Source organism: Lutibacter litoralis (assembly GCF_014646675.1).
Classification (GTDB): domain Bacteria; phylum Bacteroidota; class Bacteroidia; order Flavobacteriales; family Flavobacteriaceae; genus Lutibacter; species Lutibacter litoralis.
In genome coordinates this window covers 204,416-219,319 of sequence record NZ_BMNS01000006.1, presented here as the reverse complement: position 1 = coordinate 219,319, position 14,904 = coordinate 204,416, and the positions used below count along the sequence as shown (strand labels likewise).

At 30.8% G+C, this 14,904-nt stretch carries 10 protein-coding genes; 9 read left to right on the top strand and 1 reads right to left on the bottom strand.

What is annotated here, in order from left to right:
- Position 1: 1 nt before the first annotated feature.
- The 9 genes from IEW75_RS11150 to IEW75_RS15805 all read left to right on the top strand — a co-directional run bounded on the left by IEW75_RS11150 (position 2) and on the right by IEW75_RS15805 (position 12,394).
- A complete protein-coding gene (locus IEW75_RS11150; RefSeq protein ID WP_134246509.1) occupies positions 2–3,166 on the top strand; it encodes a SusC/RagA family TonB-linked outer membrane protein in 3,165 nt (1,054 codons plus the stop codon).
- A gap of 50 nt (positions 3,167–3,216) precedes the next feature.
- The gene (locus tag IEW75_RS11145) at positions 3,217–4,812 is read left to right on the top strand and encodes a RagB/SusD family nutrient uptake outer membrane protein (RefSeq protein ID WP_158283747.1); all 1,596 of its coding nucleotides are present in this window, start codon (positions 3,217–3,219) and stop codon (positions 4,810–4,812) included.
- Positions 4,813–4,822: 10 nt separating this feature from the next.
- Positions 4,823–5,914: a hypothetical protein gene (locus IEW75_RS11140; protein WP_134246507.1), complete on the top strand. Its 1,092-nt coding sequence runs from the start codon at positions 4,823–4,825 to the stop codon at positions 5,912–5,914.
- A 20-nt stretch (positions 5,915–5,934) separates the two neighbouring features.
- Positions 5,935–8,376, top strand: coding sequence for a glycan-binding surface protein (locus IEW75_RS11135; RefSeq protein WP_188704047.1), 2,442 nt, complete (start codon positions 5,935–5,937; stop codon positions 8,374–8,376).
- Between the two features lie 72 nt (positions 8,377–8,448).
- Entirely contained in the window at positions 8,449–9,654 is a 1,206-nt protein-coding gene (locus tag IEW75_RS11130; protein WP_134246505.1) for a glycoside hydrolase family 27 protein, read from the top strand.
- 9 nt (positions 9,655–9,663) lie between these two features.
- Positions 9,664–10,635 (top strand): type I phosphomannose isomerase catalytic subunit, encoded by a 972-nt coding sequence (locus IEW75_RS11125; RefSeq protein ID WP_134246504.1) that lies wholly within the window; start codon positions 9,664–9,666, stop codon positions 10,633–10,635.
- 16 nt (positions 10,636–10,651) lie between these two features.
- Positions 10,652–11,692, top strand: a complete 1,041-nt coding sequence (locus IEW75_RS11120) for a glycoside hydrolase family 5 protein (RefSeq protein WP_134246503.1) — start codon at positions 10,652–10,654, stop codon at positions 11,690–11,692.
- Positions 11,693–11,839: 147 nt separating this feature from the next.
- Positions 11,840–12,088, top strand: coding sequence for a pentapeptide repeat-containing protein (locus tag IEW75_RS16010; protein ID WP_347707165.1), 249 nt, complete (start codon positions 11,840–11,842; stop codon positions 12,086–12,088).
- A gap of 75 nt (positions 12,089–12,163) precedes the next feature.
- On the top strand, positions 12,164–12,394 hold the full coding sequence (locus IEW75_RS15805) for a pentapeptide repeat-containing protein (protein WP_229714442.1): 231 nt from the start codon (positions 12,164–12,166) through the stop codon (positions 12,392–12,394).
- A gap of 109 nt (positions 12,395–12,503) precedes the next feature.
- On the opposite strand, the gene IEW75_RS11110 is transcribed toward IEW75_RS15805, so the two are convergent.
- The gene (locus IEW75_RS11110) at positions 12,504–14,843 is read right to left on the bottom strand and encodes a patatin-like phospholipase family protein (protein WP_134246502.1); all 2,340 of its coding nucleotides are present in this window, start codon (positions 14,841–14,843) and stop codon (positions 12,504–12,506) included.
- Positions 14,844–14,904 lie beyond the last annotated feature (61 nt).

The window sequence follows — 14,904 nt, the reverse complement described above, 5'->3', positions numbered from 1 at the left end:
TATGCAAAAATTTAATTTAAAAAACACTTATTTTGACTCGAAAAGATACTTCTTTTTAATGCTGTTTTGTTTTATTGGGCAGCTTATGATTGCTCAAAATCAAGTAAGAGGAGTAGTTTCAGATTCAGGTGGTACAGTACTACCAGGAGTTAATATCCTTGAAAAAGGGACAAGTAATGGAGTTATTACAGATTTTGATGGTAATTTCACAATATCAGTTCAAAGTAATGCCACTTTAGTTTTTAGCTATGTAGGTTTTGAAACTCAGGAAATTTCGGTTTCTGGAAGGTCAATTATTAATGTAGCCTTAAAAGAAAACCTTCAAAGTTTAGAAGAGGTTGTTGTTATTGGTTATGGTTCTCAATTAAAAGAGGATATTAGCGGGTCTGTTGCCACTGTTGACACAAAAGCTTTAGAGAATGTACCACAAGTTGGTATAGACCAATTAATACAAGGGCGTGCAGCTGGTGTATCTGTAACCTTAAATTCTGGACAGCCTGGTGCAGCTGTTTCTGTAAAAATTCGTGGGGTAAATTCAATTCAAGGTTCTAGTGAACCACTTTATGTAATTGATGGTATACCTGTTTCTGGAGATTCAAGAAATATAGGAACAAGTGGTAGAACAGCTTTAGACAGAAGTAGTGAAGGGCAAAATGGTGTAAGTCCACTTGCAGCAATAAACCCAAATGATATAGAGTCTGTTAATATTTTAAAAGATGCGTCTGCAACAGCAATTTATGGATCAAGAGGTTCTAATGGAGTTGTAATTATTACTACAAAAAAAGGTAAAAACCAAAAAGGAAAATTAACGTATAGTACATTTTTTGGAATACAGCAACCAACCAATATTATGGATGTATTGGATTTACCGGGTTATGCTAAATTACAAAATGAAATGGGTGAAATTTTTGGCTTAAATGAAAGTATAGAATTTTTAAGACCAGAACTTTTAGGAAAAGGTACCAATTGGCAAAAAGAAATTTTTGACATAGCTTATATGAAAAGTCATCAATTAGCTTTTTCAGGAGGAAGTGATGGTACAAATTATTACTTATCAGGTAGTTATATGGATCAAGAAGGTACTGTTATTGGTTCTGGATTTAATAGAGCTTCAATAAGATTAAATATTGAATCTAAAATTAATGATAAATTAAGAGTAGGAGCCAATATTACTGCAAGTAGAACAGATGAAGATATTATTATGAATGGTTATAGTAGAGGAATTATTTCTTTAGCGCTACAAAATAATCCAGCATTAGCAGTATACAATCCAGATGGTTCTTATGCAGGACCTGTTACACCAGATGAAATTTCTTTAGCTGTTCAAAATCCTATTGCTACAGTAAATAGTGTTTCAAATACATTAAAAAGAGATAGAATTTTTGCTAATGTTTTTGGTGAATTTAAAATAATAGATGGTTTAACATATAGAGCTGAATTTGGTGGTGATTTTGGAAATAACAGAAACGATAGATTTCAAAAAACATATTCTTATGGAGAAATTTCTGTTGATGCAAATGGTTTAATTAAAAGAAGAGAAAACAATGATTTTTGGGTAATTAAAAACTTGCTAACCTATAATAAGAATTTTAACGAAAAACATGACTTAACAGTTTTAGTTGGTCAAGAGGCACAGGAATCAAAATGGGGTGGTATAATTGCTAGCGCAGTTGGTTTTGTTGATAATGATGTGCCAACATTAGGCTTGTCTAATACAAGTGGAGATACCAACGATGAGTATAAAGGAAGCACATCTTTATTGTCTTATTTAAGTAGAGTAATTTATTCTTTTGATAATAAATATAATATTACAGCATCAATAAGAGCGGATGGTTCTTCTAAATTTGCCGATGGTCAAAAATGGGGATATTTCCCTTCAGTTTCAGCATCTTGGAAATTATCTAATGAAGAGTTTATGAAAGATTTTGATGCTTTGAGAAATATTAAAGTTTATGGTGGTTATGGTGAAGTTGGAAATCAAAATATACCAAACTTTGCATATGGATCAAGGTTAAATGCTGTTTCAACAGGAATTGGTACTGGTTTTGAAATTGCGAATTTTGCAAATCCAGAACTTACTTGGGAATCTTCAAAACAAATAAATTTTGGTGTTGATTTTTCAGTATTTGATTCAAGATTAAATACAACTATTGAAGTTTATAAAAAGATTTCAAGTGATTTCTTATACCAATTGGCATTAACTTCATTTGTTACTGGAGGTATTGGATCTCCAGGATCTATTGCAGCTCCTTGGGTAAATTTAGGTGAAATGGAAAATAAAGGGGTAGATGTTACTTTTAATTATAATACTGCATCGGGTAACGATTTCTCTTGGAATTCTACATTAACATTTTCTCATTATAAAAATACTGTAAACGAATTAGTTGGAGATTATACTATTAACGGTTCTACAAGTTTAGATGATGTTAATCAGATTTTAACAAGAACTAAAGTTGGTGATCCAATTGGAATGTTTTATGGATACAAGGTTGAAGGAATTTTTAGAACAATGAGCGATTTAGAATCGGCGCCTATTCAATTTGGACAAGCAATTGGTGATAATAGCGTAATTAGTAGAACTTGGCTAGGTGATATTAAATTTAAAGATGTAAATGGAGACAATGTTATTGATGAAAATGATAGAACAGTTATTGGAAATCCACATCCAGATTTTACATTTGGTTTTCAAAATACCTTCAGATATAAAAACTTTGATTTAGCAATGTTTCTTCAAGGTTCTTATGGAAATGATGTTTTTAATGCTATTGGACGTACACTTACTGCTACTAATTTAACATACAGAAATCAACTTTCTTCTGTATTAGATTACTGGTCTGTTGAAAATCCAAATGGAACTGCACCACGTTATACAAGTAACTCAACGCCAAACATAAATATTTCAGATAGATACATTGAAGATGGTTCTTATTTAAGAATTCAAAATGTAAGATTGGGGTATTCTTTACCTTCTGATGCTATTGGAAAAATTGGTATGTCTAAATTAAAAATATACGGAAGTATACAAAATTTATACACGTTTACAAACTACTCAGGATACGATCCAGAAGTAGGTTCATTAAATCAAAATGCTTTATTAATGGGCGTAGATAACGGTCGTTATCCTACACCAAGAACCTTTACAATAGGTATTGATGTTGAATTTTAATAATATAAGTATTGATGTTGGATTTTAATAATTTTAAAAAGAAATACACAATGAAAAATATAATGAAAAATATAATTAAAATAAAGTTTCTTGTACTTGCCTTGGTTTTTTTAACTTTTGGTTCTTGTACTGAAGACTTTTTAGATAGACCACCAGAAGATTCATACAATGTGGCAGATTTCTACAAAACAGTAGATCAGGTAAATACAGCAACAAATACACTGTATTCAAAACCTTGGTTTGATTATGTGTCTAATGTATCATGGTGTATTGGAGAATTAAGTTCAGGAAATGGAAGAACTTACGATGCAAGAAATCAAGATTTTATGACATTTGCCATCACTGGTAATCATAATACATTAGGACAAGCTTGGACATCTTTATACGCTGTAGTTGCACAATCAAATGCAATAATTAATACAGTACCAGATGCAGCAGGTGAAGATGTTCCTGAAGATTTGGTTAATAATGTAGTTGGAGAAGCAAAATTTATTAGAGCAACTGCTTATTTTTATTTGGTTAGAATATTTGGAGCAATTCCAATTATTTTAGACAATGTAGAATATGTTGATAAAGCTGAAATTCCAAGAAATACAGTTGAAGATGTTTATGCACTTATAAAAAAGGATTTAGAGTATGCTGTAGCTAATTGTTATACTAAGGTAAGAGGAAGTAATTATGATGCTAATGCTAAAGTTTCTAGTGGTTCAGCTAAAGCTATGTTAGCAAAAATATACTTATACGAAGAAAACTATCAAATGGCCTACAGTTTATCTAATGAAGTTATTTCTTCAGGTGAATTTAAATTATTAGGTGGAACAGAAGAAGATGGATATCCTGGTAGTTATTATGATTTATTTTTAACTAAAAATGACAATAATCCTGAAACTATTTTTTCATTACAATGGGGAACATCAGGTGAATATGCAGAAGGTAATGCTGTGCAATCATTGTATGGAGCTTCTGGAATAACTGGTTTTTCTGATGGTTGGGCTGCAATAGGTCCATCGTTAGATTTACAAGATGCTTATGAAGATAAAGTTAAAGATGAACGTTATTATGCAACTATTATGGATCCGGATTCATACTATCCAGATTTAAATGGAGGATATACAGCATCTAGTAATATTAATTTTCAGGATACAGGTGTAGGTATTAAAAAATATGTTGTAGGTAATCCAGCTAATTTAGGTGGTGGAGCACAACAAAGTTATCCTAATAATACATACGTTTTAAGATATGCTGAATTATTACTAATACATGCAGAAGCAATAATTAAAGGTGGAGGTGGATCTTTGGCTGAAGCTAAAAGATCAATTGATAAAGTGCGTAACAGAGCAGGTTTAGATGATCTTGCATCTGATCCAACTTTTGAAGATGTTTTTCAAGAAAGACGTATTGAATTAGCTTTTGAAATGGAGTTTTGGTTTGATGTTGTAAGACTTGGAACTACAGAAGCTATTAATTATTTAGCCGATAGAGAACGAGGAACTTGGAATACAGATACAGATCCTAGAACTGTAAATAGTTTACAGTACACACCAACAGCAGATAAATTATTGTTTCCTTATCCAACAAGTGAAACAATTAATAATCCAGCATTATTATTACCTCCTGTAAATTTCGACTTTACTAAATATAACTAAAATGAATGTCATGAAAAAATATATAAATTTAAAGAAATTCGGATTTCTTATACTATTTTCAGTAGGATTTTTTATTACATCCTGCGAAAATGAGTTTGCCGATGATAAAGTTTCACATAGTACAAAACCGCCAGTTATAACAAGTGTAAGTGAAGCAAGAGAGGATACACCAGTGCAACAAGGTGTGCTAGAAAATGTATATTATATTAGAGGAGAGGCATTATCTTCTGTAGTATCAATTAAATACAATGGTTACGAAGCTGGTTTTAATCCAGTATTTGTTTCAGATGATTTAATTATTTCTAAAATTCCTGAAGGAGCACCTTATATAAGTGATTCTAACACGCTTACAATTGAAACTCTTTATGGAGTTGTAAATTATGATTTTTCACTTTTATCACTTGAAGAATTTACTGAAGAAATAGTTGATGGCAAAAGTGCTGTTATACTTCACGGAGGTGATTTTACTGATGTAAATAGAGTTATTTTTCAAAGTGGAACTGAAGAAACAGGAGATTTAGTAGAAAAAGAAGCTACCATAATGTCAGTTTCTCAAACTGAAGTTGTTGTTGAGGTTCCTGCAGGAATAGTTCAAGCATTTATTTATGTTTTTACTTCAAGAGGGGCAATTGTACAATCCGCATCTTATGGATTTAATTATCCAATGTTTACAGATGAACTAAGTCCTGGTTGGGAAATTGGTGGATGGGATGGAGACAATGCGCTATCATCTGCAATTGCATTAGGTTCTACATCAATAGAAAGATCAGCAACTGCTAACTGGGGAGGTTTAACATTTACACCTGGAGATGATTCTGAAACTTTATTTTGGGGAGACTACAGAACGGTTTCTTTCCAAATTTATTCGGCTAATTCATCAACCAAAAGAGTTAAGTTGGCATTTAATGATTTTTCTAATGCTGAATTTTATTTAACATTAGTGCCAAATCAATGGACTAAGTTTGTATTGCCATTATCTGGTTTTTATCCAGCAGGTACAGCTCCGGAAACTATAACTAGAATTGACTTTCAAATGGCGGCAGAAGATGGTGATGCAGGGCCTTATTTATATTATTTAGATCAATTCGGATTTATACAATAGTTAAACTTAAAAAAATGATTATGGTTAAAATATCAAAAATTTTATATAAATATATGTTCGCATTTATTGCGTTAACATGTATTACCTCTTGTGATGAAGACGAAGTAAAATATCCTCTTTTAGGAGAAGAACCGAGAAATTTGACAGAAATTCTAACAGAAACTGCAGATTTATCATCTCTTTTAGCAGCATTAAATCAAGTTGGATTAGATGAAACTTTTGAAACAGAAACTACTTTTACAGTTTTTGCTCCTAACAATAATGCTTTTGACGCTATTAATGTTTCTTCTTTAGATTCAACAGCGCTTAGAAATGTATTATTAAATCATGTATTAGAAACTACTACTGCAGATTATACATCAACAATGTCCTCTGGATATTTAACAACAATGGCAACTGGTCCTGATGGTAACAACCTGAGTTTTTATACGAATACTGAAGGAAACTTAAAGTTTAATGGTGTTGCATCATTAGTAGCAGGAATGTACGATAAAGGAGCAACTAATGGTATTTTACACGAAGTTGATGCTGTTTTAGCACCACCAACTATTGTTGATCACACATTGGCAAATCCAGATTATTCTATGTTAGCTGAAGCAATAAATAAAGCTGATTTGGTTGAAGCATTGTCTGGAGCAGGTCCGTTTACTTTATTTGCACCAAATAACGACGCTTTTAATGCATTTATGTTAGAAGTAAATGGTGCTTTTGGATGGTCTACTTTAGATGATATTCCTGTTGATGTTTTAACAGAAGTTTTATTGTATCATGTTGTTTCAGGATCTAATATTGTTTCTGCCGTAATTGATGGTAGAACTCCAACTACAATGCAAGGTGAAACATTTTCAATATCTGGAACAACAATTGAAGATTCAAGTTATTCAAATACAAATATAGTTTTAACAGATGTTCAAGGTGTTAATGGAATTGTACACGGAATAGACAAAGTTTTATTACCTGAAGATGTATTCCAATCAATTTTAAGTGCTACACTTAATATGGCTGATAGATGTGCTGATAAAGGATATACTACATTTTTAGCAGCAATTGATAAAGCTGGAATGACAGATGATTTTAAAACAAATGAATTAACAGGGTTTATACCAACAAATGATGCGTTTACAATTTTCTTTGTAGGGATTGAAAATTATTCAAGTTTAGATGATTTTGTAACAGAAGAAGACATTGCATTATTAAAAAGTTTATTAGAATATCACCTATATGCAGGTAAGTTACTATCAAGTAATTTAACAAATGGAGGAACAATTTCAACTGTATTTGGAGATGACATAACTGTTGATTTAAGTGGAGATAATCCTAAATTAATACCTTCTTTTGCAGATGGACCAAAAGCAACTATTGAAGTTTCAAATATAGGCGCTTCTAATGGCGTTATTCATCAAATTAATAAAATATTAATACCAAGTGATCTTACTCAAGGTTTAGGTGTTGCTGGAGCTGGTGGTTTACAACCAGTTGCGGAAAATGCTTTTGTGTATTTTGATTTTAATGGAACAGGAACGTATGATTCTTGGTGGGGTGATATGGCAGATGTTAATGATGCTGCAGCTAGTTCCGATGGAACAATATTTAAAGACTTTAATGGTGCTCAAGGTGGTGATTGGACTGGAATGTTCTTTAGAAATGGAGGAAATAATTTTACTCCAGCAGCTATTGGAACAGACTTAGATGCTTATGAATTTAAATTTGATATTAATGTTAAAGCTCCGGCTACAGGTGTAATTAAATTTAGATTTCAAGGATCTATTGGGGATGTATTCTATGATTGGGATATTTCTCAAATAGAAGAATCTGGTTGGGTTACAGTGGTTTTACCTGCAAACTTATTAGGAGTATCTGACTTTAGTTTGGTAGATGGTGAATTTGGAGCAGCTTATAGTGGCGATTCAATGTTAAATTTCTCAATTGACAATGTGAGATTTGAAGAAGTTAAAGGCGGAATAGAGCCAGTTGCTGAAGATGCAATGGTATATTTTGATTTTAATGGTACTGGATATGATTCTTGGTGGGGAGATGTTGCTGGAAACCCAGTAACTGATGCTGCGAATAGTGCCGACGGAACACCATTTTTTAAAGCTACTGGAGTACAAGGTGGTGGATGGACTGGATTATTCTTTAGAAATGGAGGAGATAATTTTACACCAGCAACAATAGGTACAGATATTAATAATTATGTGCTTAAATTTGATATTAATGTTGTTGAAGCTTTTGCTGACGGAGTAATTAAGTTTAGGTTTCAAGGTTCAATAGGTGATGTGTTATTTAGTTGGGATCCTACAGAAATTGAAGGTGGTAAAGGTTGGCAAACAATTACTATACCTGCAGCTACAATAGGTGTCTCAGATTTTAGTCAGGTGGATGGTGAGTTTGGTGCGGCTTATAGTGATGGAACTTCTATGTTAAACTTTTCTATGGATAACATTAGATTTGAAAAATTATAATAATTAAATTAATTTTATAATGTAAAAGCCCTGATAAATTATTTTTCAGGGTTTTTATTTAACAGATATAATATGAAAAAATTAGTAGTAGTATTTGTTGTTTTCTTTTCAATAAATACATTTTCACAAAAATTTGAAGGTTTAGCAGAAACTCCTCCATTAGGTTGGAATAGCTGGAACACATTTGCAACTGATATTAATGAAGAATTAGTAAAAGGAATTGCAGATAAATTTATTGAATTAGGTTTAAAGGATGCAGGTTATGAGTATATTGTTTTAGATGATGGATGGATGGCAAAAGAACGTGATGAAAACGGCAATTTAATTGCCGACCCAATAAAGTTTCCAAGTGGAATGAAAGCTTTAGCAGATTATATTCACGCTAAAGGCTTAAAATTTGGTCTATACAATTGTGCAGGATCTAAAACTTGTGCTGGTTATCCAGGTAGTCGTGGGTTTGAATATCAAGATGCTAGATCTTATGCTTCTTGGGATGTAGATTATTTAAAATATGATTGGTGTAATACTGAAAAATTAAAAGCAGAAGGAGCATATATTACTATGAGAGATGCTTTAAAAGCTGCAGGAAGACCAGTTGTGTTTAGTATTTGTGAATGGGGAGATAACGAACCTTGGAAATGGGCAAAAGATGTTGGCCATGCGTGGAGAGTAACAGGCGATATAATTAATTGTTGGGATTGTGAGGTTGGTCATGGATCTTGGTCATCTTGGGGAGTATGGAAAATTATTAATATGCGTAAAAATATACGTAAATATGCTGGTCCAGGACATTGGAACGATTTTGATATGATGGAAGTCGGAAATGGAATGACTGATGCTGAAGATAGAAGTCATTTTGCTATGTGGAGTATGCTATCTTCTCCTTTAATTATGGGAAATGATTTAAGATCTGCAACCAAAGAAACAATTAAAACACTTACAAATAAAGAAGTAATAGCCATAAATCAAGATAAATTAGGAATTCAAGGATTCCGTTTTTCAAATGAAGATAATTTTGAAATTTGGTTAAAACCGCTTGAAAGTAATGCTTGGGCAATGACCTTTGTTAATATGAGTGATGAAACTCAAAGTCTAGATTTTGACTGGGTAAAATACAATATTGGAGATGATGTAAATGGAAAACAAATGGATGTAAAAAACAACACATATAAAATTAGAGATTTATTTAATCAGAAAAATTTAGGAAATACTTCAAATAAATTAAATGCCGAAATTGGATCCCATGATGTTTTAATGATTAAATTAAGTAGACTATAAAAAATGCAAATGGAATTATATCCTTTAAAATTTAAACCATTATTTCATTATAGAATTTGGGGAGGCGATAAACTCAATACACTTCTGAACAAAAATTGTAGTAGAGAAAATATTGGTGAATCTTGGGAAATATCTGATGTTGAAGATAATCAAACCGTTGTTTCTGAAGGACCTTTAAAAGGTAAAACTCTAAAGCAATTAATACAAAAATATAAAAGTAATTTTGTTGGTGAAAAGGTGTACAGTACTTTTGGTAGAGAATTTCCGTTGCTTATAAAATTTATTGATGCTAAAAAAGATTTATCAATACAGGTACACCCTAATGATGAATTAGCAAAGGAAAGACATAATTCGTTTGGTAAAAATGAAATGTGGTATGTAATGGAAGCCAGTGAAAACGCAAAATTAATAGTTGGCTTTAATAAAAAAATCACAAAAGAAGAATACACTACAAGCCTGAAAAAAGCTACAATTACAGATATTTTAAATGTTGAAAATGTAGTAAAAGGCGATGCTTTTTATATCCCAACAGGGAGAGTTCATGCAATAGGAGCAAATGTGCTACTTGCAGAAATTCAACAAACATCAAATATCACTTACCGAATTTATGATTATGAACGTATAGATAATAAAACGGGAAAAAAGAGAGAATTACACGAAAAATTAGCTTTAGAAGCTATTGATTTTAAAAAATATGATAGCTATAAAACAGCATATTCTCTCGAAAAAAATACATCTAATAAATTAGTTCATTCACCATATTTTAAAACTAATATTATAGAAATAGTTGGTGAAATGAGTAAAGATTATTCAAATTTGAATTCTTTTGTCATTTATATATGTGTTGAAGGGAATTCAACAATTAATTACAACAATAAAATATATAATTTAAATAAAGGAGAAACCATTTTACTTCCTGCAACTATCAATAATATAAATATAATAGCTACATCTTCAAAAATACTTGAAGTATCATTATAAAATAAATGTAATAAAAATGAAAAAAACATATTTAATAGTATTCGCATTATTGTTTTCAGTTTTAGCTTGTAATATCAAAGAAGTAAAGAAACCTGCAATAAATCAAACTTCTAAAATCTCAAAAATAAGTGTAAAAGAAAATTCCTTTATAAAGGAAGACGGAACACCTATTGTTTTTAGAGGTGTAAGCACTAGCGACCCAGATAAATTAGAAAAAGAAGGTCACTGGAACCTAAATTATTTTCGTGAAATGAAACAATGGGGAGCTACATTAACAAGGTTTCCTGTTCACCCGAAAGCTTGGAGAGAACGAGGAAAGGAAGCATATTTAAAAATATTGGATGACGGTGTGAAATGGGCAACTGAAGTAGGCTTGTATATTATTATTGACTGGCATAGTATTGGTAATTTACATGAAAACAAATATTTTATGCCAATGTATGAAACCACCTTAGAGGAAACTCAAGATTTTTGGATAACAATGGCAAACCATTACACACACAACAACACTGTTGCTTTTTTTGAATTGTTTAATGAGCCTACACTTTATAATGGAACTTTAGGTACATGTAGTTGGAGTGATTGGAAGCTTATTAATGAAAATTTAATTGCTTTAATTCGAAAAAATGGTTGTGACGCTATCCCCTTGGTTGCTGGATTTAATTGGGCATATGATTTAACACCAATAAAAGAATTTCCAATAAATGCAGAAGGTATTGGTTATGTTAGTCATCCATATCCACAAAAAAGAGAAAAACCTTGGGAAGCGCAATGGACAGAGGATTGGGGATTTGTTGCAGATAAATACCCTTTAATTTTAACTGAAATGGGGTTTTGTGGACCAGACGATAAAGGTGCTCATATACCTGTAATTAGTGATGAATCTTATGGTGATGCTATAACAAAATATGCCGATGAAAAAGGAATATCATATATGGTTTGGGTTTTTGATCCAGATTGGTCACCAATGATGTTTACTGATTGGGATTTCACTCCATCAAGACAAGGAATATATTTTAAAAAAATATTACAAGAATACCATAGCCATAATAATTGAAAGTAAATTCTATAAAAAATGTAGCATTTCTTTTCTGATTGTAATACCATTTTTTATTTTTACGCATTAAAGAATTATTCTCAAATAGAATTACTGCTTTTATTTATGCTAAAATATTTGAGTATTATGCAAAAATAAACTTCATATATTAACAATAAACAAGGAACGGAAGTACTGTCACATTGCAATAAATCTTTTAATAAAATAATTTATGCCGAAAAGGTAACAAAAAATAGAGAAGTTGATAGATGTAATTTTATAAATTGTGATTTTTCAAACGGTTTATTCCTTTCTAATTTATTCACAAATTGCAAATTTATAGGCTGTAATCTTACAATGGCAAAATTTAATAATAGTCAATTGATTACATCACATATAAAGAATGTAAATTATTAGGAGTGAATTTTAGTTATTGTAATGACTTTCTCTTTTCATTAAAATTTGATGGTTGTAATTTAGATTGTTGTTCTTTTGTTAGAAAAAAAAATACATAAAACTCCATTTGTTAATTCATCTATTAAAGATACAGATTTTTCAGAATGTGATTTAACTAATTCTGTATTCAAAAATGTAGATTTAGCTAATTCTATTTTTAGTAACTCTAACCTTAAGGGTGTGAATTTTCTAACAGCAAAAAATTATAATATTGATCCTGAAAGAAATAACATAATGAAAGCTAAATTCTCCCTTATGGTGTGGTAGGATTATTAAACAAATATGATATTAAAATTGAATAAAGCCAATTACCGCAATGGCAAAAGTAATACTTCAATTTGCTTCATTTACCATATTCTTTAAAGTCAATCGTAAATTAATCAGACCTATTTAAATTAAAACCTACACCTATAAATAGTCTTAATTTATTTGTGCTATTAACCCACGATAAATCAATATTTACAGGTCCTAATATAGAATTATAAGACAATGTTGTGCCGGCTGATAAAAATAAACTAGTCTCAATTGCTTCTTCCCATTTTCCTTTTGCTGAAAAAGCGTTTGTTATATAGTTATCAAAATCATTAAAACCTATAGTAGCTATATGTGTATGTGGTGTAACATATAATTTATTTATCGGATTAAATTGCATTCCAATTGAGATTTTCATAAACTGACTTGCTAACAATTCTCCTTCATATAAACCTGGTAAAATGTAATTATCATTTCTTGGCTCCAATAAAACCCCTCCCAAAAAATATTTCCCTCCTACTCCATATTCTGCAAAAGAAATAGAATTGGAGCTTATATCATCTTGAAATATAAATCCACTAGTCGCCCCTAATACAACTGTTGTTTTGTTAGTTAATTCAAATCTTTTTTCATAATCTAAAATAAACTTACTAAAACTATTTGTCTTCCCATTTATATTAGATTGTTCTGAATTAAAAAATTTCAAATCAATCGAATTATTTAATGACCTGCTCAAATATCCCTTAAAATAAGTTCCATTGTTTGCAAAAAAAACTTTATCAAAACTATTATGCACATAATGCATATTTAATTCTAAGTTGTTAAAATCATACAATCGTAGATCGTAAACATTATTGTTATAATTCGGATTTACTTTTGGTTTAAAATGAGTGTTTTGATATTTAATACCAACGCCCATATAACTTTTTAAGGAATTTAAATTTCTATTTACTTGATTGTTAAAATCAATAAATCTATATTTTAAATTTTCAACACTTTCTCCACTTATAAAAATATCTTGCTCCAATTGATGACCATAAACTTCTGTTCGCCACCACCATGCTCTATCTAATCCAAAATTCTTTTGGTGCTGTAGTCTTAATCTTGGTTCTTCAGCAATATCTAGTGTTATAAGTGTCCTAGAAGCTCCTCCTAAAACATTTCTACCTCTAAAATTTGCAATAATTCCAAAACCGTGGTAACTATCATAATGTAGTGAACCATTAACTTGATGTTGTGATCTTTCAAATCCAGTAAGCTGCAATCCCTTTTTTTTATTATCAGTATAACCGTCAAAGGTTAAATGGCTAAAAATGGTTGTTCCCATAGCTCTATTAATCCCGTCAAAAATATCCTTTCTGCTATATTTTTTATATGGTTGAATGTTAGTTCTTGCTTTTACAAGCGCCAAATTACTTTTACTTATATTTTCATATAAAATAGTGTCCAAAACAATTTCATCTCCTACTTTGGGTAAAATAACTTTTTTTTGCTGATATACTTTTAGTTTTTCTGCTATTGCAACTAAAGATGTTAATTTTTCAAATGGGGCAATTTTCCCACTTTCATAAATAGGGATACTTTTATCAAAATCACCAGTACTATACAATATATGCGGTGTATGGTCAATTAAAACATCACATAATAACCTGTTTTCAGGATTTTTAAGATTACTATGGAGCATTCCTGTTTGAAATATTAAGGCACTTATGTTATCCAATTTATCTTTAGGTTTCATTCCTCCACCAACATCACTTCCAATAATAATATCAGCTCCTAAATTTTTTGCGACGTCGACAGGAAAATTATTAAGAACCCCACCATCAACTAAAAGAGTATTTTCATATACAACAGGTGAAAAAGCTCCAGGGATTGACATACTGGCTCTCATCGCAAATCCTAAATTGCCTTTATCAAGTATTACTTCTTTACCATTTACAATATCCGTTGCAATAGCACGAAATGGTATCGGTAAGTTATCGAAATCTGAAATAAAATATACGGGATAAATTAAGTCAGAAAAAAAGGCTCTAATGTTTTGGTCGTTAATTATAAATGAAGTTTGTTTTATTTTTCCTTTCACTATATCCATTCCAATTAAATATTTGTCAAATTCACTTTTTTCTTCAACACTAACATCTCTTAATGCAACCCCTCCACCAATAAGTTTATCCCAATGTGCATTTTTTGCAATACTTGCAATACTATCTCCTGAATATCCCATTGCATATAAACCACCAACAATACTACCCATACTGTTTCCAACTATTAAATCAGGTACAATACCTAAAGAATCTAACTTTTGAAGCAATGGTATATGTGCAATACCTTTTGCGCCTCCTCCACTTAAAACTAAAGCAACCTTTGGTTTTCTATTTGAATCAGTATTCTGAATTATATTCTGTGCTTCAAAACTTTGTGCACTTAAAAACAAACTAAAAAGTATCAATAATATTTTTTTCATACATGAAAAATACTTCAATTTAATTAATTCTCCTAATACTTTAAATACATAAAATATATAC